Source organism: Agrobacterium tumefaciens (genome assembly GCF_005221325.1).
In the GTDB taxonomy this organism is placed as follows: Bacteria; Pseudomonadota; Alphaproteobacteria; order Rhizobiales; family Rhizobiaceae; genus Agrobacterium.
In genome coordinates, this window is the sequence record NZ_CP039889.1 from 379,295 (window position 1) to 405,180 (window position 25,886).

Consider the following 25,886-nt stretch of genomic DNA (forward strand, 5'->3'; position numbering starts at 1 on the left):
GATTGAAACGATTGAAATCCCGTTTACCGATTAGCCTGCCCCGGCTTTGATGTCGAGGCATGGCGGGGCCATTTTTTGTCCAGATACTTCAATCAATTCGCTTCTTCATGTCGTCCTCTTGCGATAATCTGGCCCCCCAGTTTGCGGAGACAGCATGGCCAAGGAAATCGAACGGAAGTTTCTTGTTGCAGGCGGTGAATGGCGCGATGAGGTGACGCATAGCATGGCTTTTCAGCAGGCATATGTCGCTTCGCTGGAAAATCGCTCGGTCCGGGTCAGGATCGTCGACGGGCGTGATGCGACACTGACCATCAAGATCGGCGCAAGCGCGCTTGTCCGCGATGAATATGAATATTCAATTCCCCTCAAAGACGCGGAAGAGCTGATGGCGAGCGCACCGGGCGTGGTGATCGAGAAGACGCGCCACACCGTGGACCATGGCGGTTTCACCTGGGAGGTGGATGTTTTCGAAGGAAAATATCGCGGCCTGGTCGTGGCGGAAGTCGAGATGAATGATGAGAACGCCACTCCCGATCTGCCATCCTGGTTGGGCAGGGAAGTAACAGGAGACAAGCGCTTCTCCAACCAGTCGCTCGCCATGGACTGTCCGAACGGAGACCTGTCGGATGCCTTTCAGAATTGATCCGAAAAAGCCCTTCGGCGATGAGATCCGCCGGGCCGGACTAGAGCTGATCGGCGATGCAGTCACCATCCTGCGCGACCAGCCATCGGGATCGCGTGAGGCCGTGCACGATGCCCGCAAGCGCTTCAAGCGGCTGCGGGCGCTCTACCGCCTGATCCGCAAGGCTGCTCCCGATTTCGCCCGCGAGGAAAATGCCCGCTTCCGAGATATCGCCCGCTCGCTCGCCTTTGCGCGCGATGCGACGGCGCTCGTGGAAACCGCAGAATATCTCGAGGCTTTTGCGCTTTCCGACACGCAGGGCGAGGCATTGCGGTCAGTCACCATCATGCTGCGCGAACGCCGCGACGATGCCCTTGACCACGAAGCAGGTCTCGATGAGGCGATTGCAGCGGCTATCACTGGCTGCGAGGCGGGACGCGAAAGGCTGGAAGCCGTTTCCCTGCCGGACGACGTGAAAAGGACCGCAAGACTGGTGAAAACCAGCTGGGCGAAACAGAGGGGCAAAGCGCGCAAGGCGCTCTCCTGTTGTCGCGAGCAGGCGGATGTCGAACATTTTCATGAATTGCGCAAGGCGGGCCAGACCTACTGGATGCATCTTGGCCTGATGCGCCGCATCTGGCCCTCCGCCATGCGCGCCAAGCGCGCCGACACCAAGCGGCTGGTCGATATTCTCGGCCACGAGCATGATCTCTCCGTCCTCGCCGCCATCGCCGACCGGGAGCCGGACCGTTTCGGCAATGGCGAGCGGCTGGCCCTGCTACTCGCAGCGATCATAGAGCGGCAGCAGGCGCTGCGTGCCGAAGGCCTTGAACTGGCGGACGAGGTGTTTTCCGAATCTGCCCACACGGAAAGCCGCATTGTCGGCCAGTTGTGGCGGCAGGCGGCGAAATAGGTGGGAGTGCTGTGTGCTGTGCAGTCGCGACGAGCATACCGCCCGGGGTGCCCGCAAGATTGCAAGGCGGCTGTGGGGCCTTGCAATGAAGCCTCCCTCACAAGCCCGAGGATAACGTCGAGTATTGAGGATCGCCTCCAGCAGTCTCGCAAGCTGATTGCGTGTAAAGCATACTGTTTCCCCAAACAGCGCCGCAACGTAAAAACATTGCTGTAAAGCCAGTGATTTAACGTGGACACTGCCGAGGTTGCGGCTTTAGGATCGGCCTGACCGCCATTGTCGCAACAACGCCGTCTCGCCCTCATTTCGGAGTGAAATTCATGTCGCCTGTCCAGCTGTCCCGCCGCTCGCTTCTCAAGACCTCGCTTGCTCTTGCCGCAACCACGGGATTGGCAGGAATTGCCGCAGCGCAGGAAAAATCCGGGGGAAGGCTGATCGTCGCGGCCGATTCCGAGCCGAAAAACCTCAACCCGGCCATCGTCGCCTCCAATGGCGTGTTTTATATCGCCAGCAAGATCGTCGAGCCGCTGGCGGAAGCCTCCTTTAATGGCAAGGACGGGCTGGAACCGCGGCTTGCCACCGAATGGCAGGGATCGGATGATGGCCTCAGCGCCACCTTCAAGCTGCGCGAGGGCGTGACCTGGCATGACGGCAAGCCCTTCACCTCGGCGGACGTGGCGTTTTCGGCGCTCTCCGTGTGGAAACCGCTGCAGAACCTTGGGCGGCTGGTCTTCGCCAATCTCGAAAAGGTGGAAACGCCCGATGACCACACGGCCGTCTTCCATTTCTCCAAACCCACGCCGTTCCAGCTCATCCGCAATGCGCTGCCGGTGGTCACCAGCGTCGTGCCGAAACATCTCTATGAGGGCACTGATATTGCCGCCAATCAGGCCAATACCAAACCGGTCGGCACTGGTCCCTTCGTGTTTGCCGAATATAAGCCCGGCGAATATTACCGCCTGACCCGCAATCCCAATTACTGGGCTAAGAACCAGCCGCAGCTCGACGAGATCATCTATCGCGTCTTGCCGGACCGCGCGGGCGCGGCCTCGGCGCTGGAAGCGGAAGAAATCCAGCTGGCCGCCTTCTCCGCCGTGCCGCTGGCTGATCTTGCCCGCATTGCCAAGCAGCCCGGCATCAAGGTGATCGCCGACGGCTACGAGGCGCTGACCTATCAGCTGGTGGTGGAAATCAACCACCGCCGCAAGGAACTGGCCGACCTCAAGGTCAGAAAGGCCATCGCCCATGCCATCGACAAGAAATTCGTCATCGACAAGGTGTTCCTGGGTTATGCCACGGCATCGACAGGGCCGGTGCCGAAAAACGCCCCGGAATTTTATACCGACGATGTCGAGACCTATGATTTCGACGTCGCCAAGGCCAACGCCCTGCTGGACGAGGCCGGTTATGCGCGCGGACCGAACGGGACGCGTTTCTCGCTGAAGCTGCTGCCCGCACCCTATTTCAATGAAACCAAGCAGTTCGGCTCCTATCTGCGTCAGGCGCTCCAGGAGATCGGTATCGATGCCGAGCTGGTCAATAATGACGCCGCCGCACACCAGAAGGCCGTCTATACCGACCACGCCTTCGATCTCGCCATTGCACCGCCGGTGTTCCGCGGCGATCCGGCGATCTCGACCACCATTCTCGTGCGCTCCGGCATTCCGGCAGGCGTTGGTTTTTCCAATCAGGGCGGATACGAGAACAAGACGCTGGACGAATTGATCGACAGGGCAGCGCAAACCGTGGATACGGCTGCGCGGACAGCACTTTACAAGGATTTCCAGAAACAGGTCGTCGCCGATCTGCCGCTGATCAATGTCGCCGAATGGGGTTTCATCACGGTGGCGCGCGACACGGTCAAACATGTCGCCAGCAATCCGCGCTGGGCGGTTTCCAACTGGGCGGATACGGCGGTCGATAGCTGAGGCAGCGCCGTGAGACGCACGGCGACATTGCTGCGGCGAAGGGCGATCAGCGCCATTCCGGTGCTGCTGATCGTTCTCATCTTCACCTTCGTCCTGCTTGAAAATGCCTCCGGTGATGCGGTGGATGCCTATCTCGTTTCCATTGGCGGCGGCGATGCCGGGCTGCGGGATGCGCTGCGCGAGCAATATGGCCTCAATGGTTCGATGCTGGCGCGTTTCTGGCTTTATGCCAGTTCGGTGCTGCGGCTCGATTTCGGCTGGTCGCTCGCCTTTGACCGGCCGGTGCTGGGGCTGATCCTCGAGCGGCTGCCGAATACACTGCTCCTGATGGGCAGCGCGACCGCACTCGCCTTCATCGCCGGCACCGCGCTCGGCATCATCGCCGGCGCGCGCCTCGGCGGGCTGACGGATCGTGTCCTTTCAACGCTTTCGCTTGCACTTTACGCCACGCCCGGTTTCTGGCTCGGCCTCGTGCTTGCCATCGTCTTTGCCGTGCAGCTTCGCTGGCTGCCGACCTCAGGCATCGAAACAATCGCCTCGGGCAAGCAGGGTTTTGCAAGGGCGCTGGATATCGCCCGCCATCTCGTCCTGCCGGTCGCCAGCCTCGGCCTCATCTATCTGGCCCTGTTCCTGCGCGTCATGCGCACCGCCATGGCGGCCGTCTGGCCGCTGGATTTCGTGCTGTTTGCAGAGGCCAAGGGGCTTTCCAGAGGGCGGGTCGTGCTGCGTCACGTTGCCCGCAACGCGGCGCTTCCGCTCGTTACCGTGCTTGGCCTGCAGGCCGCGACCATGCTGGGGGGCAGCGTGGTGATCGAAAGTGTCTTTGCCATTCCCGGTTTCGGCCGGCTGGCGCAGGAGGCCGTCAGTGGCCGAGATACGCCGCTGTTGATGGGCATTATCCTAACCAGCGCCGTCTTCGTCATCCTCGTCAATCTCGCCGTCGATATTCTCTATTCCGTTCTCGATCCGCGCATCGGCAGCGGGGAGAGTGCGGCATGAGTTTCGCTCTCCGGCTCCTGCGCAGTTTCGAAGGCGTGACTGGCTTCATCATTCTCGCACTGCTTGTGGTGACCGCGCTCGCCGCTCCGCTTGTGTTTCCCGGCGATCCGCTGGCCATTATCAGCGAGCCGCTGATTGCACCTTTCACGGATGCGACCCTGCCGCTCGGCACTGACCGGCTGGGCCGCAATGTGCTGGCCGAACTTGCCCACGGCGCGCAGGCATCCCTTCTCGTCGGCATCGGTGCGGCCGCCGCAGCACTTGTGATTGGCACCGTCATCGGCACGATCGCCGGTTTTGCCGGCGGTCTCGTCGATGAAGCGCTGATGCGCGTCACCGATGCCTTCCAGATCGTGCCGAATTTCTTGCTGGCGCTCGCCTTCGTCAGCACCATCGGCCCTTCCATGCCCATCGTCATTCTGGCCATAGCGCTCGGTGCTTGGGCTGATCCGGCGCGGCTGATGCGGGCGCAGGTGTTGAGCATCCGCGAGCGCGATTATGTGCAATCCGCCCGCGCCATCGGCATGCATCCGCTGGAAATCGCCTTCCGGCAAATATTGCCCAATGCCCTGCCGCCGGTTCTGGCGCTCGCCGCCATCATCGTCGCCGCCGCTATCCTCACCGAGGCGGCGCTGTCCTTCCTCGGGCTTGGCGATCCCAATATCGTCACCTGGGGGTCGATGATCGCGGAAGGACGCAACGTGCTCCGCTCAGCCGCGTTCCTGTCCGTCATCCCCGGCATCGGCCTGCTGGTCACGGTGCTCGGCGTCTATCTTCTCGGAGAAGGCATCAACAAGGCGATGGCGACGAGGAGGCAGGCACCATGAGCGGCAACGCCCTTTGCCGGATCGACGATCTCAGCGTCCGTTATAGAGCGGCCGACGCACCGGCGCTGCGCAAGGTTTCACTGACGATACGGCAGGGACAAAGGCTGGCGATCATCGGCGAAAGCGGCTCGGGCAAATCCACACTCGGCAAGGCAATCGCCGGGCTTCTGCCCGCAAGCGCGCAGGTTTCGGGCGATATTTCCTGGAGCCGCGACAGCGGTCTTTTCACCGGCAGACCGCTGCCGGGCCGCGATATCGGCACGATCTTTCAGGATACCGGCGCGACGCTGAACCCGGTTCTGACCATCGGCGAACAGGTGGCGGAAGGCGCCGTGCGGCATCTCGGTCTCTCCTGGCGGCAGGGGCGCGATCTTGCCCGCGATCTTCTGGAACGGGTGCGGCTGCCGCATCCCTCCCATCTGCTCTCCGCCTATCCGCACCAGCTTTCCGGCGGGCAGAGGCAACGTGTGGCGATTGCCGCCGCCATTGCAGCGCGCCCTTCGATCCTGATTGCCGACGAGGCGACGAGCGCGCTCGACACGGTAACCCAGGCGGCCATCGCCACCCTTCTCGACGATCTCGTGCGCGAGGAAGAAAGAACGCTTGTGTTCATCACCCATGATATCGGCCTTGCCTCAAGCCTTGCCGACGACATCGCTGTTTTAAGCGCCGGCGAGCTGGTGGAACACGGCCCGGCGCGGCGGGTGCTTTCCGCGCCCGCGCATGCCTATACCCGGGCGCTGCTTGCCGATTATCTCGATCTTTCGACCCCGCTGCTCGTCAGCGAGGCCGTGCCATGAATGAAACCCTTCTGAGCGTGGACGGCCTTTCCAAGACCTACCGCACCGGCGCAAGAACGGTGGCGGCGCTTTCCGATATCTCGTTTTCGCTCAAGCGCGGCGAGACGCTGGGCCTTGCCGGCCCCTCCGGCTGCGGGAAATCGACACTGGCGCGCATCCTCATGCGGCTGATCCCCGCCGACGAAGGCACGGTCCGTTTCGAAAACCGCAACTGGCTCTCGCTTGGCGGCAGTGCATTGCGCACCGCCCGGCAGCAGATGCAGATGGTGTTTCAGGATACGCATGGCGCCTTCAACCCACGCGCCACCGTCGAGGATGCCATAAGCGAGCCGCTGCGCATTCACCGCATCGTTCAGAGACGCGAGCGCCCGGCGGAAATACGCCGCCTTCTCGAGCGTGTCGGCCTGCCCGGTGCCTATGCCGGTCGCTCCGTCTTCGAACTTTCGGGCGGGCAGAGGCAGCGTGTGGCGATTGCCCGCGCCATTGCGCTCAAGCCGTCGCTTCTCATTATGGACGAAGCGGTTTCGGCGCTCGATGTTTCGGTTCGCCGGCAGATTCTCGAACTACTGGTGGAAATCCAGCAGGAAACGGCGATTTCCTGTATTTTCGTTTCCCACGATCTCGCGGTCATCCGCGCCGTCTGCCACCGTGTCGCCATCATGGAGGCGGGGCGGATCGTCGAAATCGGCGGGACCGAAGCTATCATTTCCGCCCCGCAATCCTCGATCGCCAGAAGCCTGATCGACGCCGCACCGCGGCTCACCACCACCATGCAAGGATAAGACATGCCCGCCCCGGATTACGCATTGCTTCTCGACCCGCCCGCCTTCCCCGCCGAGCGTTACGCCGTGCTGGCCGATCGGCTGGCCGCCCTGATGGGCACGAAAAACGATGTGCTGCTGATACAGGCCGAGGCTGTACTCGCGCTCGAGGCGGCGGCCACCAGCCTCGCGCGGCCGGGGCTGAAGGCGCTTAACATCGTCACCAGCCCCTATGGCGCATGGTTCGGCGGCTGGCTGGAGAGGGGCGGCGCGACGGTACGCAACCTGACGGCCAGCCCGGCAAAGCCGGTGACGCTCGCCGAGGTGGAACGGGCGCTGGATGAAGGGCCGGGGTTCGATCTTCTCGCTATCGTGCATGCGGAATCGGCAAGCGGCATTCTCAACCCCCTGCCCGCCATTGCCGCGCTCGCGAAAGACAGAGGCGTCGTCACGCTGGTTGATGCCGTGGCCTCGATTGGCGGCCACGCCTTTGACGTTGACCGGCTTGGCATCGATATCGCCGTCATCGGCCCGCAGAAAGCGCTGGCCGGCCCGGCCGGCATATCGGCCATTTCGATCAGCCCAAAAGCGTGGGAACTTCTTTCGCACGACAAGGCGCCCACCAATTCCGTGCTTTCGGTTCTCGACCAGAAGAAGCTCTGGGTGGATGCGGGCCGCGGCGCGTTGCCCGGAACGCCGGCACCTCTGGAATTTTATGCGCTGGAGGCGGCGCTCGACAGGATCGAGGCGGAGGGGCTGGATGCCGCCAACGCGCGCCACGAGCGGGCAGCAGCGGCCACCCGTCATGGCATCAGGGAGCTCGGGATCGCCAACTGGGTGGAAGACGCGCACGCGTCAGCCCTCGTTTCCACGGCGATCCTGCCGGATACCGTCGAAGCCGGAGCGTTTCACGCCGCTGTATCCAGACAGCATGGCGCGGATATTTCCGCCGGCGTCGGCCCCGGCACGGAGCGGCTGATAAGGCTCAACCACACCGGCCGGCGCGCGCATCCGGAGGCGGTGAAAGCCAATATCGCCGCCGTCGCAAACGCCCTGAAGACCCTCGGCCATGCCGCAAATACCGATTCCGCGCTGGAAGCGGCCGCAAAGAGCTATTCCGAAGCCGCTTCGAAAGACGTTTGACGGCACGGGTAAACATTCATTGCGTGAAATCCGGCACCGTTGGAATGCCAATCACGGCATTGTTGTTAAAAATAGTAGACAAATTCCCCGGCCAATCTTGACGAAATCATGGCAACGCGCGAAACTTAACACACCGTTAACTCGCGTGAAGAAGGGAACTGGCCATGGTAGCAGGGTTCAACATGCTCTCCTTTGACCTCTTTGGCATCGGCCGAAGAATGCCCGTCATCAATGAGCGGGTGGAGACCGAGTTTCAGGACAAGACACCGCGCAGACCGGACGACGAACAGCATGATGACGACCGTGACCAGGAATATGAACTGTTCTTCTGGTCGCTTTATCCGGTGATCTAAATCACCCGCAGCGGCTCGCCGGCATGAACCTTGCCAAGGACGGCAGGTTCATTCAATGATTGCCACATGCCTTCTGGAAATGAAAAGAACTCTGCAAACAGAGACTTGTTGCTCCTGCGCCGCCTGCTGCGCGCCAGGGATCATATGGACGCGGCACCGCATGAGGCATGGCCCGTTTCACGCCTTGCAAAAGTCAGCGGCGCCTCGCAGGCGCATTTCGCAAGATCGTTTCGCGATGCCTTCGGCATACCCCCTCACCGCTATCTGCTGACCCGCCGGGTGGAGCGCGCCGTGGCGCTTTTGCGCGACACCGATCTTCCAGTCATCGACATCGCCTTGCAGACCGGCTGGAACAGCATCGGCACATTTGGCCGCGTTTTCCGCGATGTAACCGGGGAGAACCCTAGAGAAGTGCGGCGACAAATGCGGCTTTCCCCTGCCGATCTCGAACAGGTTCCCCATTGCTTCGTCAGCGCCGCCCACCGCCCCCATCTCACAATCGCAGTTTCGGAGAAGCGCCGACAGGCGAAAGGCGGTAGGCACGGTGAGTGAAAGGGAGATAGCTCATGAAAAATGGTGTTCAAGTCGTCGGGCTTTACGTTCATGACCAGGACGAGGCGCTGCAATTTTATGTCGAAAAACTTGGATTTCGTGTGCATACGGACGCACGCAACGGCGATTATCGCTGGCTGACCGTGCAGCATCCGGACCAGCCGGATTTCCAGCTCGGCCTGTTTCGGCCGCAGGCCCCGACCGTTGACGAGGCGACGGCGCAGGATCTGAACGAAGCCGTGGCCAAGGGCGCCATGCCGCCTTTGGTTCTGGTGGTCGAGGATTGTCAGAAGGCCTTTGACGCCATGCACAAACGCGGTGTCGAATTCACCCAGGAACCAATCGCCCGCTATGGATCAGTGGATGCGAGTTTCCGCGACCCTTCCGGCAATGGCTGGAAGCTCGTTCAGGCCCGTTGAGGCAACCGTGTGTCACATTCCATCATGGATGCTTTTTCTCGGGGGCGACTTTGATCTTGCGAAACTGGATAAGGCAGAGCCATCGGTGGCTGGGCATTCTGCTGACCGTCACCATTCTGGCGAACTTCGCTTCGATGGCTTTCGGCCCGACACCGCCGGTGATCGTTTATGCCCCGCTTCTTCCGCTGACCTTGCTTGTCTTCAGCGGGCTCTACATGTTCTTCCTGCCTTATCTGGGAAAGCCGCTCTCCCCCTCGAAGGAGTAGGCAGGCGGGCGACGAGGCGCTGTATGCCTCACACATCAGGAACATTGCGGCGGTTTTGAAGAGCGATGCTTGTCGAATGTCCGAAAATATTTCAGCCCCGGGACGACGCCCCGGGGCTGATTTTTGAAAGCGGCCGGCCGAAACGGCCCTGCCTTTAGTGATTATCGCGCGGCAGGCCCTTTGTCTGGGCGATGCGCTGATACTTCACGGCCGGTTCCAGAACCGCGCCGGTTTCCATCTGGCTGACGATGCCGCGCTGGATTTCCTGCCATGGCGTCTGGTGGTCGGGGAACTTGTAACCACCCTCCGCATGCAGCGTCTCGTAACGCTTCGCCAGTTCTTCACCGGATATCAGGATATCGGCCTTGCCGCGGCCCACATCGATGCGGACGCGGTCACCCGTCTGCAGGATCGACAGACCGCCACCGGCCGCCGCTTCCGGAGAAGCATTGAGGATGGACGGGCTGCCCGACGTGCCGGACTGGCGGCCGTCACCGATGCAGGGCAGCGAACTGACGCCTTGCTTCAGAAGATAATCCGGCGCGCGCATGTTCACCACTTCCGCCGCACCCGGATAACCGATCGGACCGGCGCCGCGCATGAACAGAATAGTGTTGGCGTCAATATTCAGTGACGGATCGTCGATGCGGTGATGGTAGTCCTCCGGACCATCGAACACCACGGCGCGGCCTTCGAAGGCTTCCGGATCGTTCGGGTTGGAGAGGTAACGGCCGCGGAACTCTTCCGAGATCACGCTTGTCTTCATGATGGCCGAGGAGAACAGGTTGCCGCGCAGCACGCGGAAACCGGCACGCTCCTTGAGCGGCTGCTCATAGGGGCGGATGACCTTCTCGTCCTCGATGATCGCGCCACGGCAATTGTCGCCGATGGTTTTGCCGTTGACCGTCATGGCGTCCTCCATGATCAATCCCTGGGTCATCAGCTGGTTGACGACAGCGGGAACGCCGCCGGCATGGTAATAATCCTCGCCGAGATATTCACCTGCTGGCTGCAGGTTGACGAGCAGCGGCACGTCTTCGCCATAGGTCTGCCAGTCATCCACGGTCAGCTCGACGCCGACATGGCGGGCAAGCCCGTTCAGATGGATCGGCGCATTGGTGGAGCCGCCGATGGCGGAATTGACGCGGATGGCGTTGATGAAAGCATCCTTGGTCATGATATCGGAAGGCTTCAGGTCTTCCTTGACCATTTCGACGATGCGCAGCCCGGTGAGATAGGAGACTTCCTGGCGGTCACGGTAAGGGGCCGGGATGGCGGCGGAGCCGGGAAGCTGCATGCCGAGCGCTTCGGCCAGCGAGTTCATGGTCGTTGCCGTGCCCATGGTGTTGCAATAGCCGGTGGACGGGGCAGACGAGGCAACGAGCTTGACGAAGCCCTGATAATCGATCTCGCCCTTCGCCAGCAGTTCGCGGGCCTTCCAGACGATGGTGCCGGAGCCGGTGCGCTCACCACGGAACCAGCCGTTCAGCATGGGGCCGACGGAAAGGGCGATGGCCGGAATATTGACGGTGGCCGCCGCCATAAGACAGGCAGGCGTGGTCTTGTCGCAACCGATGGTCAGAACGACGCCGTCGAGCGGATAGCCATAAAGCACTTCCACGAGGCCGAGGTAAGCCAGGTTACGGTCGAGACCGGCGGTCGGACGCTTGCCGGTTTCCTGGATCGGATGCACCGGGAATTCAATCGCGATGCCGCCCGCTTCGCGGATGCCTTCGCGCAGACGGTTAGCGAGTTCCAGATGGTGACGGTTGCAGGGCGAAAGGTCCGAACCGGTCTGCGCGATACCGATGATCGGGCGGTCAGACTGAAGCTCGGCCTGGCTGAGACCGAAATTCATGTAACGCTCGAGATAAAGCGCGGTCATGTCCGCATTGGCAGGGTTGTCGAACCAGGCACGCGAGCGGAGCTTGCCCTGAGTTGCAGGAAGATTATCAGATGTCGTCATGATGCGGGTCTCCAGCCGGAAGTGGCCAACGGTAAAATATTACGAAATGCGACAAGCTTATGTTGCGCGCAAGAAAAATGGAATCAGCGTCTCGGAGATCACGCATAACCGACAGTGCGAGCCCAGACGAGTGGCATCGGGCTGCTCTTCGGCTTTAACCGAATATTTTTCGGTATTTACGGCCATCGCGGGATTGCGCAACGGAATCTCCCTCCCTCTTTCGCCGGTTCAATCATGGGTCCTGCGACCCAAAATCCCGACAAAAATCATCTTCTTATTTGTATTACTATTAGACATTATCGCATTCTGTCAAGCGATATAGCACTTGACAAAGTGGCGATGCCCACTGCTCGAATCAGAAAACGTGAATATCTTATATTATTGATTTTTATCGATTTATTTCGGAATCCCATGATTTTGGAGCCACTTTAAAATTAAAATATGCGAAAATGCCTCTTTTCAAGAGTATTACTATATGCTCATAGTGTGGCCGTCACGCTGACATCATCTCTGGGAGGAATAAGATGAGAAAAGCTCTCGCGACAGTCACTGTCGCCGTTTCGCTGTGCCTTGCATCCAGTGTTTCCGCAAAATCGCTCACCGTCGGCTTCTCGCAGATCGGTTCGGAATCCGGCTGGCGTGCGGCTGAAACCACTGTCACCAAGCAGCAGGCCGAAAAACGCGGCGTCACGCTGAAATTCGCCGACGCTCAGCAGAAGCAGGAAAACCAGATCAAGGCCGTTCGCGGCTTCATCGCGCAGGGCGTCGATGCGATCCTGATCGCACCTGTCGTCGCAACCGGCTGGGACGCCGTGCTGAAGGAAGCAAAGGAAGAAAAAATCCCCGTCATCCTGCTCGATCGCCAGATCGAAGCGCCTGACGATCTTTATCTGACCGCGGTCACCTCGGACCAAGTTCACGAAGGCAAGGTTGCCGGCGACTGGCTGGTCAAGGATGTCGGTTCGAAGGACTGCAAGGTCGTCGAACTTCAGGGCACCACCGGCTCTTCCCCTGCCATCAACCGCAAGAAGGGCTTCGAAGAAGCCATTGCTTCGCACAAAAACATCAAGATCGCACGCTCGCAGACGGGTGACTTCACCCGTACCAAGGGCAAGGAAGTGATGGAAAGCTTCATCAAGGCTGAAGGCGGCGGCAAGGATATCTGTGCCGTCTACGCCCATAATGACGACATGGCCGTCGGCGCAATCCAGGCCATCAAGGAAGCAGGTCTGAAGCCCGGAACCGACATCAAGGTCGTCTCCATCGATGCCGTTCCTGATATCTTCAAGGCCATGGCGGCCGGTGAAGCCAACGCCACGGTGGAACTGACGCCCGACATGGCGGGCCCCGCTTTCGACGCGCTTGAAGCCTATCTGAAAGACAAGAAGGCGCCGGCAAAGTGGATTCAGACCGAATCCAAGCTCTACACGGCGTCGGATGACCCGATGAAGGTCTACGAGGCGAAGAAGGGCCTGGGCTACTAAGCCATTTCTTCGAAAGGGGCGGCACCTCCCCGTGCCGCTCCGTCGTCGCATTCTTATCCGGGACCTCATCAATGTCCGAAACGGCACCACTTCTGGAAGCACGCGCCATCGGTAAATCCTTTCTGGGGATCACGGCGCTGGACGGCGTTGATTTTTCGCTCGGACGCGGTGAAATCCATGCGCTTCTCGGCGAAAACGGTGCGGGCAAATCAACCCTCATCAAAATCCTGACCGGCGTGTACCACCGCGACAGCGGCTCGATCTTTCTCGACGGAAGCGAGATCTCGCCCGCCAATGTCGGCGAGGCACAGGCACTCGGCATCGGCACCGTTTATCAGGAAGTGAACCTTCTCGAAAATCTCACGGTTGCGGAAAATCTGTTTCTTGGCCGCCAGCCGCACCGCTTCGGCATGATCGACCGGGCGTCGATGCAGAAGCAATCCCGGGCGCTACTTTCCCAATACGGGCTTTCCATCGACGTCAACGCCCTGCTTTCCAGCTATTCCGTCGCCATCCGCCAGATCATTGCCATTGCCCGCGCCGTCGATCTTTCCGGCAAAGTGCTGGTGCTGGACGAGCCGACCGCCAGCCTCGATGCCCATGAGGTCGAGATGTTGTTCGGAGTGCTGAGAAACCTGCGCGCGCGCGGCATCGGCATCATCATCATCACGCATTTCCTCAATCAGGTCTATGATATCGCCGACCGCGTGACGGTTCTGCGCAACGGCCGCCTCGTCGGCACGCGCGATATCGGCAGCCTGCCCAGATCCGAACTCATCGCGATGATGCTGGGCCGAGAACTTCAGCACATCACCCACGAGCATCAGGCGGCGGACGATACGGTTGTCGATGGCGAACCGCCGATCCGTTTTGAAGGTTATGGCAAGCGCGGCAGCATCGCGCCGTTCGATCTCGGCATTCGCCCCGGTGAGATCGTTGGCGTTGCCGGTCTTCTCGGCTCCGGCCGTACCGAAACGGCTTTCCTGCTGTTCGGCGTCGACAAGCCCGACACCGGCAAGGCCACGATCGACGGAAAGACGGTGGCGATTTCCTCACCTGAAGCCGCCATCACCGCCGGCTTCGGCTTCTGCCCGGAAGAACGCAAGACTGATGGTATCATCGGCGATTTTTCGGTGACCGACAATATTGCGCTGGCGCTTCAGGCCCGTCAGGGTTGGGCGCGGCCGCTTTCACGCCGGCAGAAGGCGGAGCTTGCCGAAAGCTTCATCAAATCGCTCGATATCCGCCCGGCCGATCCCAACCGGCCGATAAAATTCCTGTCCGGCGGCAACCAGCAGAAGGCCATTCTGGCACGCTGGCTCGCCACCCATCCCCGGCTTCTGATCCTCGATGAACCGACCCGCGGCATCGATATCGGCGCACATGCAGAAATTCTCAAAATGATCGAAAAACTCTGTACCGAGGGCATGTCGCTCGTGGTCATCTCCTCCGAACTGGAAGAGCTTACCGCCGTTGCCCATCGCGTCGTCGTGCTGTCCGACCGCCGCCACGTCAGCGAATTAAAGGGGGGCGAAGTCACCGCCGACAACATCATGCGGGCGATCGCCGATGCGGCGAAAACGGAGGCGGCATGATGGTGGCCCTGACACGACGCCCGAAGAGACTTGCACCCCAGCTCGCCGCCCTCTTCATCATTCTGGCAGCGATTACAATCATTTCGCCTGGTTTTCTGAATGTCTCGCTTCAGAATGGCAGGCTCTACGGCAGTTTGATCGATATTCTCGTGCGCGCCGCTCCCGTCGCACTTTTGACCATCGGCATGACATTGGTGATCGCGACCAAGGGTATCGATCTGTCGATCGGCGCGGTGATCGCCATTTGCGGTGCCGTTGCCGCCACGCTCATCAGCAACGGCCATTCCATTCCCACTGTCCTTGCCGTCTCGCTTGCTGTCGGCATTGCCTGCGGCCTGTGGAACGGGGTGCTGGTCGCCCTTCTCGACATCCAGCCGATCATCGCCACGCTGATCCTGATGGTGGCCGGACGCGGTATCGCCCAGCTCATCACCGAAGGTGTCATTCTCACCTTCAACGATGACAGCTTCTCCGCCATCGGCTCCGGTTCCTTTGCGGGCGTTCCCCTGCCCGTCATCATCTGGGTAGCAGCGGCTCTGGTGATCGGCATTCTGGTGCGCAAAAGTGCGCTCGGTTTCCTGATCGAAGCGACCGGCATCAATCGCCGTGCCGCGGCACTTGCCGGGGTTCGGGCACGCTTCCTGCTGTTTTTTGTCTATGCCGTTTCCGGCCTCTGTGCGGCGATTGCCGGCATGATCGTCACTGCGGATATTCGTGGCGCGGATGCCAATAATGCCGGGCTGTGGCTGGAACTCGACGCCATCCTGGCGGTGGTGATCGGCGGCACATCGCTGAATGGCGGCCGCTTCTCCATCACCGCATCGCTGATCGGCGCGCTGATCATCCAGACCATCAATACCGGCATTCTGGTTTCCGGTTTCCCACCGGAATTCAACCTCATCATCAAGGCGGGCATCATCATGGTGGTGCTGACATTGCAATCGCCGGCGATCATGGCGGTTCTGGGCTTCGTCAGAACGCCCAAGCCGCACGCAAAACCGGCCGCTGCCAACGGAATGACCAAGGAAGGTACAGCGCGATGATCCATAGCCGCAATCTTCCCTTTCTCACCACACTGACGATTTTCCTCATCGCCTATCTTCTGTGCGTGCTGCAATATCCGGCGATCCTGTCGACACGGGTGATCGGCAATCTTCTGACCGACAATGCGTTTCTCGGCATCGCTGCCGTTGGCATGACCTTCGTGATCCTGTCGGGCGGCATCGATCTGTCCATCGGCTCGGTGATCGCCTTCACCAGCGTTTTCGTCGCCGTGATGGTCGGCACCTATAATATTCATCCTCTTCTGGCCTTCGCCATCGTGCTCGTGGTGTCCACGCTGTTCGGTTGCCTGATGGGGGCGATGATACGTTTCCTGTCCATACCGCCTTTCGTGGTCACGCTGGCGGGCATGTTTCTGGCGCGCGGTGCAGCCTATCTGATCTCCACGCAATCGGTGCCGATTTCGCACCCCTTCATCGACGAGATCCAGGGCTTCTATTTCCGCTTTCCGGGCGGTGGCAGGTTGACGGCGCTCGCCATACTGATGCTCATCGTTTTTGCCGCCGGCATGTTGATTGCCAGCCGCACACGCTTCGGCGCCAACATCTATGCGCTTGGCGGCAACCCGCAATCGGCCGAACTGATGGGCGTGCCGATCGGGGCGACGACGATCGGCATCTATGCGCTTTCCGGTTTCCTCTCCGGCCTAGCCGGCATCGTCTACACGCTCTATACCTCGTCAGGGTATTCGCTGGCGACTGTTGGCGTGGAGCTGGATGCCATCGCCGCAGTCGTCATCGGCGGCACGCTGCTGACAGGCGGCACGGGACTGGTGGCAGGAACCTTCATCGGCCTGCTGATCCAGGGGCTGATCCAGACCTACATCGTTTTTGACGGAACCTTGTCCTCCTGGTGGACGAAAATCGTCATTGGCGTGCTGCTTTTCGTCTTCATCGTGTTGCAGCGCGCAATCATCTGGTATTCAAACAGGAGACTGGCCGGACCACATCCGGCATAACCGAAAACGGAGGCTTTGTTGGGGCTGCTCGAAACGACGATAAGCGGACGAAAACGCCGGAACAGCCACGCCCATGTGGTCTCCGAACTCGGCAGCGCCATCGTCTCGGGCAGGATTGCGGAAGGTTCACTGCTGCCCAATGATGCCGAACTCTCCATGCGTTTCGGCGTTTCGCGCACAGTTTTGCGCGAAACCATGAAGACACTGGCGGCCAAGCGGCTGGTGGAACCAAAGGCCAAGGTCGGCACCCGCGTTCTTGATCGTTCAAGCTGGAACTTCTTCGATCCCGACGTGCTGGGCTGGCGCTGCGAAGCCGGCATCGACCAGGAATTCGTCAAGCATCTGGCGGAAATCCGCCTCGCGCTGGAGCCGGCAGCGGCAGCTGCGGCGGCCCTGCAGGCCTCCAATGACGATATCGTGTCGCTCTATGTCATCGCCGCCAAATTCGACAATCCGAAACATACGCCGGAAACCATCGCCAAGGTCGATCTCGAATTTCACCTGGCCGTGGCGCATATGTCCGGCAATCCCTTCATGCGCTCGGCAAGCGGGCTGATTGAAGCGGCCCTTGCGATTTCCTTCCAGCTTTCCTCGCCCGCCGCCTCGCCCGGCACCATCGCCGAGATCGCCTCCAACCATCTGCGCATCGTGCATGCGATTGCCGCGCGCGATGCGGATGCGGCGGTGAAAGCGATGCGGCATGTGATCGAGGTGGGCAAGGACCGGACGCAGAACGCAATCAAGACGGTTTGAAGGCGCGACGCCTAGGCAGAGCGGCAACGTCTTTGCAACTCTTTGGACCCGCACGAATGCGGGTCCGCTTTTTCAAGCCGTATCTTAGCCCTGCGAGGCCTCGACCTGTGGCACCACGCCCCGGCGTGATGCCATCAGCGATGCGCCGAGAAGGGCGGAGATCGCAACGAAGACGAAGACCATGGTCGCGCCATGAAGATCGATCAGCAGACCACCCAGAACCGCACCGCTGGAAATGGCGATCTGGAACGTGGTGAGCAGCAGCGCACCGGCACTTTCCGCCTCATCGGAAGCAGCCCTGGTGATGAAGCTCTGCACGCTGACCGGCAGCGCACCGAAGGCAAAACCCCAGGCGGCGATGGCAAAGCCCGCAATCAGGGGCGATGCACCCGCAATGACCAGAACGGAAGCCGATGCGGCGATCAGGGTCGCGGCGAAGGTTACCGCCCATGCCGTGTTCTTTTCGGAGAGGAAACCACCGAAGAGATTGCCAAAGAAGCCGCCGATACCATAAGCCAGAAGCACGAGAGAAATAACCTCTACGCCAAGCCCCGTCACATCTTCCAGGAACGGGCGGACATAGGTGAAGCCGGCAAAGTGGCCCGCAACGATGAAGAGCGTCGTCAGAAGACCGATGCGGACCTGCGGACGCTGCAACAGCCGGAACATGGTGGAAAGCCCGGGAGCACCGGCCGGCGGCAGCGAGGGCACGGTCAGCAATTGCACGACGAGGGCGATGACGCCGAGCGCACCCGCAACGACGAAGGCCGCACGCCAGCCGAGCGTCGCGCCGATCCACGCGCCGACCGGTGCGGCACAGACGGTGGCGACGGAAACCCCTGTCAGGATGATGGCCATGGCGCGCGGCATTTTATCAGGCGGCACGAGCCGGAGCGCCAGCGCCGCCGACATGGCCCAGAAGCCGCCAAGGCCGATGCCGAGCAAAACGCGCGAGGTGAACAGCATGACGAGACCATTAGCAAGGGCGGCGAGCGTGCTGGAAATGATCAGCAGCGTGGTGAGCCCAAGCAACGTCCAGCGGCGGTCGATACTGCGTGTGCCGATGACGATGCCGGGGCCGGCAACCGCCGCAACCAGCGCCGTGACGGTGATGGACTGACCGGCAATGCCGGAGCTGACGGCAAGATCGGCCGAAAGCGGCGTCAGAAGGCTGACCGGCAGGAATTCCGCCGTCACCAACCCGAAGACGCCAAGGGCAAGCGAAACCACGGCGGCCCACTTCGCATCCGGCTCTGCCGGACGCGGCACATATTCGAGTTCGTTTATGGTCCGGTTATTCATGAAAATCTCCTGATGCGCATTCCCCGAATACGCCCTGAAACAGAAAGGCGAAGACGGAGGCGCGCGGTGAAAGCCGGTGGGAGGCCGGATCAACAACTGCAAATCAATGCTTCGCAAGCTATGCGTGACAGCCCGGCGTTTCCATGCTAAAAAATCCATATTCCTTAACCAATTGTCCGAATTTGCGAGAAAGCCATGAATGATGCCCTGACAGAAATGCTGCGTGGCTTGAGGTTAGACGGCGTGGAATATGGCCGCTGCCGCATGGCGACACCCTGGGCGACGGCTTTTCCCGAACAGGACGCGGCGCGGTTTCATTTCATCGGGGTCGGTCAGGCGAAACTGCAGAAACCTTCCGGGGAATGGCTGACGCTGACATGCGGCGATGCCGTTCTTCTGCCCCGTGGCCACGCCCATGTGCTGGGCAGTGGTGAGAATGTGATGCCGTCTCCCTTTGACCATTTCGGCAAAAAGGAAGTCTGTCAGGGTGTTTTCGACTTGCAATGCGCGAGCGCCGGCGGTGATACCGTGGCCTTTACCGCTTCGATGCGTTTCAACATGGACAATCTGCATCCGCTGCTGCAACTGATGCCGGATGTTATGCTGACCAGCGATCTGGCCAAAAGTGACCCGGCCATTCCGCATTTGCTGGAGGCCATGACGCGCGAGGTGGAACTGAACCGCGTCGGCGCGGGTGGCATTCTGGCAAGGCTTGCCGATGTATTGACCGCAACCCTGATCCGCACATGGGTGGAGCATGGCTGCGGCGATTCCAGCGGCTGGCTGGCCGCCGTGCGCAACCCCGAACTTGGGCGGGTGCTGGCCGCCATCCATCTCAACCCCGAAAAGGACTGGAGCGTGGAGGAACTCGCCTCGCTGATGGGCGCATCCCGCTCCAGCTTCGCCGAACGTTTCACCCGTATTGTTGGCGAAAGCCCGGCACGTTACGTGGTGCGGGTACGCATGCACCAGGCAAGGCTGTGGCTGCGGGAAGGCATGCGCGTGACACTCGCCGCGGAAAGACTGGGTTACGATTCCGAGGCCTCTTTCAGCCGTGCGTTCAAACGGGTGATAGGCGCGCCGCCGAGCCAGTTTCGCAAGAAGGATAAGGCCCTGCTGGAAGATGCCGCATAAAGGCTTCTCAGTGGAAATTGCGTGAAATGACCTTTATCCGCTCGACGGCGTCGTCATCCTCCAGGACAGGCTGGGGACGTTTGCTGATCGCGCGATGATCTTCCGGCGGCATGCCATGGTGGAACTCGTCACCACGCCCGTGCGGCAGGGGAAAGGCGTGGTTACGCTCGCCCACGCTGTCCAGCGCCTCCGAAAGATCGGTCAGCCGGTGAGCGACCAGATGCACCACCTCGCCTTCCCGCTGGATTTTGCCGTAAATGCCGACCATGCCGGCGGACAGCACCACGCGCCGGTATTTTTCGAAGGTTTTGACCCACAGCACTGCATTGGCAATGCCCGTCTCATCCTCCAGCGTCATGAAGATCACGCCCTTTGCCGAACCGGGGCGCTGGCGCACCAGCACCAGACCCGCCGTTTCCAGCCATGTGCCATCGCGGACACGTACCGCCTCCGCGCAGGTGACGATGCGCCGGCGGGAAAGATCGCGCCGTAGGAAGGTCATGGGGTGTTCGCGCAGGGTCAGCCCCACATGGCCGTAATCCTGCACCACCTCACCACCGTCAGTCATGGGCCGAAGCGCAACGGAGGGCTCCTGAAGCTCCTCGATAACGGCGTTTTCCCTGATGGCAGCGGCGGCGAAAAGCGGCAGCGGCTCATCCCGCAGGGCCTTGATCGCCCAGAGCGCTTCGCGTCTGGCAAGACGAAGCGACGGCAGGAAGGCATCGGCTTCCGCGAGACAGACGAGAGCAGCAGCCGGAGCACCCGCCCTTCGCCAAAGATCATCGACGGAAGCAAAAGCCCTATCCTGCCGGGCTGCAACGATTTTCGCGGCGTGATCGTTGGAGAGCCCCTTCACCATGCGCAGGCCAAGCCGCACGGCAAACCGTTCCTCACCCTTATCGTTCTTTTTGCCCGTGGGCTCCAGCGTGCAATCGAAGCGACTGTTATTAACGCAGACCGGGCGCACTTCCACGCCATGGTCACGCGCATCGCGCACGATCTGCGCCGGAGCGTAAAACCCCATCGGCTGCGAGTTGAGAATGGCAGTACAAAAAATATCGGGATGATGGCATTTCAGCCATGAGGAGGCATAGGCAATGAGCGCGAAGGAGGCCGCGTGGCTTTCGGGGAAACCATAACTGCCGAACCCTTCGAGCTGCTTGAAGATGCGCTCGGCGAATTCCTTTTCATAACCGCGCGCGACCATGCCGTCGATCAGGTCCTGCCTGAATTTGGAGATGGTGCCGACATTCTTGAAGGTGGCCATGGCTCGGCGGAGCTGATCCGCCTTGCCGGGGGAGAAACCGGCGCATTCGATGGCGACGCGCATGGCCTGTTCCTGAAACAGCGGCACGCCAAGGGTTTTGCCAAGCACACCTCTCAGCTCCTCTTTCGGATAATGCTCTTCCTCTTTTCCATCGCGGCGACGAAGATAGGGGTGCACCATATCCCCCTGAATGGGACCGGGGCGAACAATGGCGACCTGAATAACGAGATCGTAGAATTTTGCCGGTTTCAGGCGGGGCAGCATCGACATCTGCGCCCGGCTTTCGATCTGGAAGGTGCCAAGCGTATCGGCCTTCTTGATCATTTCAAATGTTGCAGGATCATCATCAGGCATGGAAGTGAGGTCGTATTTCACTCCATAACGCTCCTCCAGCATATTGAAGCCGCGCTTCATGCAGGAGAGCATGCCGAGCGCCAGACAATCCATCTTCATGAACTTCATGATATCGATATCGTCCTTGTCCCATTCAATGATCTGTCGTTTGTCCATGGCAGCGGGTTCGATCGGCACTAACTCGTCCAGCCGGTCATGGGTCAGAACAAAGCCGCCAGGATGTTGGCTATGGTGGCGCGGTGTGCCGACGAGCTGATTGGCAAGTTCAAAGGCAAGCTGAAGACGGCGATCCTCCATATTGAGATTCAGTTCCTTCACCTGCTTTTCGCCCACCCCTTCGCTCCAGCGCCAGACCTGCGAGGAGAGGAGTTTCGTCAGGTCTTCCGGCAGGCCTAGAACCTTGCCGACATCGCGTAGCGCCCCGCGCCCTCGATAACGGGTGACGACCGAACACAACGCGGCCTTGTCGCGACCGTAAGTGTCATAAACCCACTGGATGACTTCCTCGCGCCGCTGATGTTCGAAATCAACGTCGATGTCAGGCGGTTCGCGCCGTTCTTCCGAGACGAAACGTTCGAACAGGAGGTCAACCTTGAGGGGATCAATGGCGGTGATGCCAAGCACGTAACACACCACGGAATTGGCCGCCGAGCCGCGTCCCTGACAGAGAATATCCTTCCCCCGCGCAAATTGGACGATGGCATTCACCGTCAGGAAATAAGGGGCGTATTCCAGCTTGCCGATCAGGCCAAGCTCATGATGCAACGCCTTTTCCACCTTCTCAGGCAAACCCTTCGGATAACGCCCCGGCACCGCTTCCCATACCATCTTCTCCAGCGCCTGCTGCGCCGTCAGTCCCGGCAGGCTCCGCTCCTCGGGATATTGATAGACCAGTTCCTTCAGCGAAAAGGTGCAGCGCTTCGCGATTTCGAGACTGCGGGAGAGCGCCTCGGGGTAACGGGCAAACAGCCGGTGCATTTCTTCCGGCGGTTTCATATAGCGGTCGGCATGCCGCTCGCGGCGGAAACCCGCCTCGTCGATGGTGCAATTGTGCCTTATGCAGGTGACAACATCCTGCAGCATGCGCCGTTCGGGCACATGAAACAGCACGTCATTGGTCACCACGGTCGGCACGCCCGAGGCTTGAGCCATGTCGGACAGTTCGAAAAGCCGCATCTGGTCGTTCGGCCTGCGTCTGAGGCTAAGGGCCATATAGGCCCTGTCGGCAAAAGCAGCTTTGAGACGTCGCAGCCGCAGTGCGCAAAGATCATCCGCGAGGTCAGCGAGCAACACGACGATCAGGCCTTCGCCATAGGCAACGAGATCGTCCCAAGCCAGCCGGCATTTGCCCTTGCCTCCCCTTTTCTTGCCGACGGACAGCAGCCGGCAAAGCCGGCCGTAAGCCGGGCGATCCATGGGATAGGCGAGCACGGAAAGATCGTCATCCAGATCGAGCCGGCAGCCAATGACGAGGCGGATGCCATGATTATTGGCGGCTTCGTAAGCGCGGGGAATGCCCGCAAGACTGTTGCGGTCCACGATACCAAGCGCCTCGATGCCGAGGCTTTTGGCCTGTTCGAAAAGCTCTTCGCAGGAGCTTGCCCCGCGCAGGAAGGAAAAATGCGTGGTCACCTGAAGTTCGGCATAACGGGGCGTATTCATGCAAAGACCCCATGGATGAACCAGCCCTGCGAACCCGTTTCGGCATGTTCGCCATCACCGGAGCGGAAAATCCAGAAGCGTTCTCCGCCTTCATTTTCCACCGTGAAATAATCGCGCACGGCGGCCTTTTCCCGGTCGCGTTTCCACCATTCGCCGAACACGCGCTCCGGCCCGTCGGCGCGCCGCACATTATGGCGCACGCCCTTCCAGAGGAAATAACGCGGCGGGTAGTCCGGCAGCAGCGCCAGCGTCTCGATGGGTTCCGGCCTTGCAAAAAGCCTGACCGGGCGCGGCCAGTGGCCGGGCCAACCGAGCGTATCCTCAGGCGCAAGCGCCGCAACAGGGGCAATGGAGCGTTCCGGCACGTCGCTTGCCACCGCCGCATAACGATAGACCCTGTGGCCGCGATTAAGGATGACATCAACCGTATCGGCTATTTCCGCACGCTCCTCCTCCAGAAGCGAGGAGCGGGCCTGCGCGGCGACAAGCGGCTCGGCATGGGTGGCGGTCAGCACCATCATCTCGATACCGAAGCCGGGATCGATGGTGTCGATACGGTCGGTCAGGAGCCGGACAAGCTGTTTGACATCACGTACCGGTCTGGACGTGCCAGCCCGTATGGCCTGCAGACCGCTATCCACCCGGTGCAGCACCAGATCGACCCGGCGAGCGCCGAGACCGCGCTTTTCCAACGCGGCGCAAAGCGCCGTTACCAGCTTTTGACTATAACGGGCAATCGTCTCCGCCGCCGCGATCGGTTCGGGAAAGACGCGCCGCACCTCCACCAGTTCGGCCACCCGCACCGGTTCGATGGGTTCGCCGATCTCCCCGAAAGCCTGGGAAAGACGGCGGACGAGTTCGGGGCCGAAACGCAGGGTGAGCGGCGCGCGCGGGGCTTCGGCAAGCTCACCGATGGTGCGGAAACCGAGCACCTTCAGCCCGGAAACGATCCGTTCCTCCAGCCTCAACGCGGAAAGCGGCAGACCGCTGATCGCCGCTCTCTGGCCGCCCGGCGGTATGATGCTGATCTCCTCACGGCCAAAACGCGCCAGCGCATGGGCCGCACCCCAGCTATCGGCAATGGCGGCGCGGGCGGTAAAGCCTGCGGCATGCAGGCGGTTGACCATGCCGCTCAGCATCAGCGTCTCATTGCCATGCAGATGGTCCGCACCCACCGTATCAAGCACCAGCCCGTCAGGCGGATCAGCGGCGACGATCGGGGCATAGATGCGCAGGAAATGAAAGGCCAGTTGCTGCAGGGCGCGGGCATCGGCCGCCGCGTCCAGATTTTCGACGAGCAGGCCCGGCACCAGCGCCTGCGCCTTGCTGACCGGCGTGCCGGGCCGGATGCCCGCTGCCTTGGCCGCCCTGTCGAGCGCCAGCACCAGCCGGCGGCTGCCCTGACGGCCGATCATGACCAGCGGCTTTTCAACCGGCGGCGCGTCCTTGCCCGAAAGACGCCGGAAGCGATCCGTCGGCCATGTCGGCAGGTAGAGCGAGACGACCCTTTGCATCACAGGCTTCCACTTCAAATTCAGCGCTTTCGCCGCCGCGACATCGCAAGAGTTCCAGAAGCCAGCGCGGCCTGCCCACCCCCGGCACCGGCAGGGGCGAAGAGGGCCGCACAGAGACACGCCAGCGGGTGACGGCCGCCGTCGGCTCGCCGAACAGCGCCGCATCGGCCGGACGCCGGAAACGGCGGATGGCAATGCCGGTCACGCCAGAGGTTTCCGCTGCCAGTTGCAGCCGTCGCGAGGCGGTCATCGGCAACTTTGCCAATTCACCCATCACCGCGCCGAAACCATTGCAGCGCAGTCCCTCCTCAAAACAGTCGAGCACGCCTTTTTCATCGCGGCATTCGACTATGATGAGCCGGTTCTGCGACAGGCCGGCCTGTGTCAGACCCGGCATGAACAGGTCCCGACGGGTGACACACCATAAAACCTTACCGGAAAGCCGTGCCGCCACACCGGCTGCAAACAGCGCTGCCGCCGCGCCATCGGCAGCGCCATTGCCGCCGCCGCTCAGCTCATGCAGGCAACCAAGCTTCAGCCCGCCTCCCGGCAGGTGATGGTCGATGGCATCCACGCCGAAAGGCAAGGTCTCGTGCAGCCGCTCAGGGCCGTTACCGATCCTTTCCAGCCTTTCACGCAGCTCTTCGACAACGAGCAACTGGTCCGCGCGTTTTTGCATGGCATGACAGGTTTCAATTCCAGTTATTCATCTTTATTGTTCTTGTTTTGTTCCTATTTCAGCAAAGAGTCAAGCAACAGGCTGCCGGTCTTCAACAGTTTGCACGGAAAGAGGAGATTCTGGCCTTGCAGCCCTTCGCCTCGCCGTTAAAACGGAATGGTCCGTTCGCCCTCTGAAAACCACGGCGGAGGGCATCATGGTTTGGAGGAACCGCCGATGATCGCCAGCATTCTGATTGCCGTGGTTGCGGCCATCCATATTTACATCGTCATTCTGGAAATGCTGCTGTGGGAGAAGCCGGCCGGCCGCAAGGCCTTCGGTCTTTCGGCGGATTTTGCCCGGCAGACGAAAGTGCTGGCCGCCAATCAGGGGCTTTATAACGGGTTTCTGGCAGCCGGGCTGATCTATGGGCTCATGCAGGGCGATACCGGGCTGAGCTTCAACGTCTTCTTCCTCACCTGCGTTCTGGTAGCCGGTATTTTCGGCGCCATCACCGCCAATACCATGAAGATCCTGTTCATTCAGGCGCTGCCCGCCCTTTTGGCGCTTGGCGCGCTCTGGATTGGAGTATGA

At 60.9% G+C, this 25,886-nt stretch carries 24 protein-coding genes; 19 read left to right on the plus strand and 5 right to left on the minus strand.

Annotation, left to right across the window (positions count from 1 at the left end; genetic code table 11):
• Positions 1 to 154 precede the first annotated feature (154 nt).
• The 12 genes from CFBP5499_RS16685 (at position 155) to CFBP5499_RS16740 (ending at position 9,583) form a co-directional block, all read left to right on the plus strand.
• Positions 155 to 643, plus strand: coding sequence for a CYTH domain-containing protein (locus tag CFBP5499_RS16685; RefSeq protein WP_080829795.1), 489 nt, complete (start codon positions 155 to 157; stop codon positions 641 to 643).
• Positions 627 to 1,535, plus strand: coding sequence for a CHAD domain-containing protein (locus CFBP5499_RS16690; protein ID WP_080829794.1), 909 nt, complete (start codon positions 627 to 629; stop codon positions 1,533 to 1,535). Before CFBP5499_RS16685 ends, CFBP5499_RS16690 begins: the two co-directional genes overlap by 17 nt.
• Before the next feature lie 320 nt (positions 1,536 to 1,855).
• Entirely contained in the window at positions 1,856 to 3,463 is a 1,608-nt protein-coding gene (locus tag CFBP5499_RS16695) for an ABC transporter substrate-binding protein (RefSeq protein WP_080829793.1), read from the plus strand.
• A 9-nt stretch (positions 3,464 to 3,472) separates the two neighbouring features.
• Positions 3,473 to 4,462: an ABC transporter permease gene (locus tag CFBP5499_RS16700; RefSeq protein ID WP_080829792.1), complete on the plus strand. Its 990-nt coding sequence runs from the start codon at positions 3,473 to 3,475 to the stop codon at positions 4,460 to 4,462.
• Positions 4,459 to 5,289, plus strand: a complete 831-nt coding sequence (locus CFBP5499_RS16705; RefSeq protein ID WP_080829791.1) for an ABC transporter permease — start codon at positions 4,459 to 4,461, stop codon at positions 5,287 to 5,289. The genes CFBP5499_RS16700 and CFBP5499_RS16705 overlap by 4 nt, the downstream gene beginning before the upstream one ends.
• Positions 5,286 to 6,089, plus strand: coding sequence for an ABC transporter ATP-binding protein (locus CFBP5499_RS16710; protein ID WP_080829790.1), 804 nt, complete (start codon positions 5,286 to 5,288; stop codon positions 6,087 to 6,089). Before CFBP5499_RS16705 ends, CFBP5499_RS16710 begins: the two co-directional genes overlap by 4 nt.
• Positions 6,086 to 6,871 carry an ABC transporter ATP-binding protein gene (locus CFBP5499_RS16715; protein ID WP_080829789.1) on the plus strand — a complete coding sequence of 262 codons (786 nt, stop codon included), beginning with the start codon at positions 6,086 to 6,088 and terminating at the stop codon, positions 6,869 to 6,871. The genes CFBP5499_RS16710 and CFBP5499_RS16715 overlap by 4 nt, the downstream gene beginning before the upstream one ends.
• Positions 6,872 to 6,874: 3 nt before the next feature.
• Positions 6,875 to 7,993 carry a pyridoxal-phosphate-dependent aminotransferase family protein gene (locus CFBP5499_RS16720; RefSeq protein WP_080829788.1) on the plus strand — a complete coding sequence of 373 codons (1,119 nt, stop codon included), beginning with the start codon at positions 6,875 to 6,877 and terminating at the stop codon, positions 7,991 to 7,993.
• A gap of 164 nt (positions 7,994 to 8,157) precedes the next feature.
• Positions 8,158 to 8,346 (plus strand): hypothetical protein, encoded by a 189-nt coding sequence (locus CFBP5499_RS30070; protein WP_175416803.1) that lies wholly within the window; start codon positions 8,158 to 8,160, stop codon positions 8,344 to 8,346.
• A gap of 105 nt (positions 8,347 to 8,451) precedes the next feature.
• A complete protein-coding gene (locus CFBP5499_RS16730; RefSeq protein WP_233284208.1) occupies positions 8,452 to 8,898 on the plus strand; it encodes a helix-turn-helix domain-containing protein in 447 nt (148 codons plus the stop codon).
• A 14-nt stretch (positions 8,899 to 8,912) separates the two neighbouring features.
• Positions 8,913 to 9,317, plus strand: coding sequence for a VOC family protein (locus CFBP5499_RS16735; RefSeq protein WP_080829785.1), 405 nt, complete (start codon positions 8,913 to 8,915; stop codon positions 9,315 to 9,317).
• A gap of 56 nt (positions 9,318 to 9,373) precedes the next feature.
• Positions 9,374 to 9,583, plus strand: a complete 210-nt coding sequence (locus CFBP5499_RS16740; RefSeq protein WP_080829784.1) for a hypothetical protein — start codon at positions 9,374 to 9,376, stop codon at positions 9,581 to 9,583.
• Positions 9,584 to 9,737: 154 nt separating this feature from the next.
• On the opposite strand, the gene CFBP5499_RS16745 is transcribed toward CFBP5499_RS16740, so the two are convergent.
• Positions 9,738 to 11,549, minus strand: coding sequence for an IlvD/Edd family dehydratase (locus CFBP5499_RS16745; RefSeq protein ID WP_080829783.1), 1,812 nt, complete (start codon positions 11,547 to 11,549; stop codon positions 9,738 to 9,740).
• A gap of 524 nt (positions 11,550 to 12,073) precedes the next feature.
• Between CFBP5499_RS16745 and ytfQ the strand changes: the two genes are divergently transcribed.
• From ytfQ to CFBP5499_RS16775, 5 genes are all read left to right on the plus strand, one after another.
• The gene (gene ytfQ / locus CFBP5499_RS16755) at positions 12,074 to 13,033 is read left to right on the plus strand and encodes a galactofuranose ABC transporter, galactofuranose-binding protein YtfQ (RefSeq protein WP_080829782.1); all 960 of its coding nucleotides are present in this window, start codon (positions 12,074 to 12,076) and stop codon (positions 13,031 to 13,033) included.
• Between the two features lie 71 nt (positions 13,034 to 13,104).
• Complete coding sequence (locus tag CFBP5499_RS16760; protein ID WP_080829781.1) at positions 13,105 to 14,628, plus strand: sugar ABC transporter ATP-binding protein; 1,524 nt, start codon at positions 13,105 to 13,107, stop codon at positions 14,626 to 14,628.
• On the plus strand, positions 14,628 to 15,671 hold the full coding sequence (locus tag CFBP5499_RS16765; protein WP_175416894.1) for an ABC transporter permease: 1,044 nt from the start codon (positions 14,628 to 14,630) through the stop codon (positions 15,669 to 15,671). Before CFBP5499_RS16760 ends, CFBP5499_RS16765 begins: the two co-directional genes overlap by 1 nt.
• Positions 15,668 to 16,648: a galactofuranose ABC transporter, permease protein YjfF gene (yjfF, locus tag CFBP5499_RS16770; protein ID WP_080829779.1), complete on the plus strand. Its 981-nt coding sequence runs from the start codon at positions 15,668 to 15,670 to the stop codon at positions 16,646 to 16,648. Before CFBP5499_RS16765 ends, yjfF begins: the two co-directional genes overlap by 4 nt.
• A gap of 18 nt (positions 16,649 to 16,666) precedes the next feature.
• Positions 16,667 to 17,401 carry a FadR/GntR family transcriptional regulator gene (locus CFBP5499_RS16775; RefSeq protein WP_080829778.1) on the plus strand — a complete coding sequence of 245 codons (735 nt, stop codon included), beginning with the start codon at positions 16,667 to 16,669 and terminating at the stop codon, positions 17,399 to 17,401.
• 84 nt (positions 17,402 to 17,485) lie between these two features.
• On the opposite strand, the gene CFBP5499_RS16780 is transcribed toward CFBP5499_RS16775, so the two are convergent.
• Positions 17,486 to 18,703: an MFS transporter gene (locus tag CFBP5499_RS16780; RefSeq protein ID WP_080829777.1), complete on the minus strand. Its 1,218-nt coding sequence runs from the start codon at positions 18,701 to 18,703 to the stop codon at positions 17,486 to 17,488.
• Positions 18,704 to 18,898: 195 nt separating this feature from the next.
• On the opposite strand from CFBP5499_RS16780, the gene CFBP5499_RS16785 reads away from it, so the two are divergent.
• Positions 18,899 to 19,837 (plus strand): AraC family transcriptional regulator, encoded by a 939-nt coding sequence (locus CFBP5499_RS16785; RefSeq protein ID WP_080829776.1) that lies wholly within the window; start codon positions 18,899 to 18,901, stop codon positions 19,835 to 19,837.
• 7 nt (positions 19,838 to 19,844) lie between these two features.
• Here CFBP5499_RS16785 and CFBP5499_RS16790 read toward each other — a convergent pair whose 3' ends face one another.
• The 3 genes from CFBP5499_RS16790 to CFBP5499_RS16800 are packed head-to-tail and all read right to left on the minus strand — an operon-like array spanning position 19,845 to position 25,313.
• Complete coding sequence (locus CFBP5499_RS16790) at positions 19,845 to 23,120, minus strand: error-prone DNA polymerase (RefSeq protein ID WP_080829775.1); 3,276 nt, start codon at positions 23,118 to 23,120, stop codon at positions 19,845 to 19,847.
• Positions 23,117 to 24,634 carry a Y-family DNA polymerase gene (locus CFBP5499_RS16795; protein ID WP_175416804.1) on the minus strand — a complete coding sequence of 506 codons (1,518 nt, stop codon included), beginning with the start codon at positions 24,632 to 24,634 and terminating at the stop codon, positions 23,117 to 23,119. Before CFBP5499_RS16795 ends, CFBP5499_RS16790 begins: the two co-directional genes overlap by 4 nt.
• Positions 24,549 to 25,313, minus strand: coding sequence for an ImuA family protein (locus CFBP5499_RS16800; protein ID WP_080829774.1), 765 nt, complete (start codon positions 25,311 to 25,313; stop codon positions 24,549 to 24,551). The genes CFBP5499_RS16795 and CFBP5499_RS16800 overlap by 86 nt, the downstream gene beginning before the upstream one ends.
• A gap of 216 nt (positions 25,314 to 25,529) precedes the next feature.
• On the opposite strand from CFBP5499_RS16800, the gene CFBP5499_RS16805 reads away from it, so the two are divergent.
• Positions 25,530 to 25,886, plus strand: coding sequence for a DUF1304 domain-containing protein (locus tag CFBP5499_RS16805; protein WP_130932559.1), 357 nt, complete (start codon positions 25,530 to 25,532; stop codon positions 25,884 to 25,886).

What these genes read in the sequence shown, in the direction of transcription:
- CFBP5499_RS16685 (WP_080829795.1), top strand. Translation starts at nt 155, where the DNA reads ATGGCCAAGGAAATCGAACGGAAGTTTCTTGTTGCAGGCGGTGAATGG.
- CFBP5499_RS16745 (WP_080829783.1), bottom strand. Translation starts at nt 11,549, where the DNA reads ATGACGACATCTGATAATCTTCCTGCAACTCAGGGCAAGCTCCGCTCG.
- CFBP5499_RS16735 (WP_080829785.1), top strand. Translation starts at nt 8,913, where the DNA reads ATGAAAAATGGTGTTCAAGTCGTCGGGCTTTACGTTCATGACCAGGAC.
- CFBP5499_RS16760 (WP_080829781.1), top strand. Translation starts at nt 13,105, where the DNA reads ATGTCCGAAACGGCACCACTTCTGGAAGCACGCGCCATCGGTAAATCC.
- CFBP5499_RS16695 (WP_080829793.1), top strand. Translation starts at nt 1,856, where the DNA reads ATGTCGCCTGTCCAGCTGTCCCGCCGCTCGCTTCTCAAGACCTCGCTT.
- CFBP5499_RS16710 (WP_080829790.1), top strand. Translation starts at nt 5,286, where the DNA reads ATGAGCGGCAACGCCCTTTGCCGGATCGACGATCTCAGCGTCCGTTAT.
- CFBP5499_RS16795 (WP_175416804.1), bottom strand. Translation starts at nt 24,634, where the DNA reads ATGCAAAGGGTCGTCTCGCTCTACCTGCCGACATGGCCGACGGATCGC.
- CFBP5499_RS16790 (WP_080829775.1), bottom strand. Translation starts at nt 23,120, where the DNA reads ATGAATACGCCCCGTTATGCCGAACTTCAGGTGACCACGCATTTTTCC.
- CFBP5499_RS16720 (WP_080829788.1), top strand. Translation starts at nt 6,875, where the DNA reads ATGCCCGCCCCGGATTACGCATTGCTTCTCGACCCGCCCGCCTTCCCC.
- CFBP5499_RS30070 (WP_175416803.1), top strand. Translation starts at nt 8,158, where the DNA reads ATGGTAGCAGGGTTCAACATGCTCTCCTTTGACCTCTTTGGCATCGGC.
- CFBP5499_RS16805 (WP_130932559.1), top strand. Translation starts at nt 25,530, where the DNA reads ATGATCGCCAGCATTCTGATTGCCGTGGTTGCGGCCATCCATATTTAC.
- CFBP5499_RS16690 (WP_080829794.1), top strand. Translation starts at nt 627, where the DNA reads ATGCCTTTCAGAATTGATCCGAAAAAGCCCTTCGGCGATGAGATCCGC.
- CFBP5499_RS16765 (WP_175416894.1), top strand. Translation starts at nt 14,628, where the DNA reads ATGGTGGCCCTGACACGACGCCCGAAGAGACTTGCACCCCAGCTCGCC.
- yjfF (WP_080829779.1), top strand. Translation starts at nt 15,668, where the DNA reads ATGATCCATAGCCGCAATCTTCCCTTTCTCACCACACTGACGATTTTC.
- CFBP5499_RS16780 (WP_080829777.1), bottom strand. Translation starts at nt 18,703, where the DNA reads ATGAATAACCGGACCATAAACGAACTCGAATATGTGCCGCGTCCGGCA.
- CFBP5499_RS16785 (WP_080829776.1), top strand. Translation starts at nt 18,899, where the DNA reads ATGAATGATGCCCTGACAGAAATGCTGCGTGGCTTGAGGTTAGACGGC.
- CFBP5499_RS16800 (WP_080829774.1), bottom strand. Translation starts at nt 25,313, where the DNA reads ATGCAAAAACGCGCGGACCAGTTGCTCGTTGTCGAAGAGCTGCGTGAA.
- CFBP5499_RS16705 (WP_080829791.1), top strand. Translation starts at nt 4,459, where the DNA reads ATGAGTTTCGCTCTCCGGCTCCTGCGCAGTTTCGAAGGCGTGACTGGC.
- CFBP5499_RS16715 (WP_080829789.1), top strand. Translation starts at nt 6,086, where the DNA reads ATGAATGAAACCCTTCTGAGCGTGGACGGCCTTTCCAAGACCTACCGC.
- ytfQ (WP_080829782.1), top strand. Translation starts at nt 12,074, where the DNA reads ATGAGAAAAGCTCTCGCGACAGTCACTGTCGCCGTTTCGCTGTGCCTT.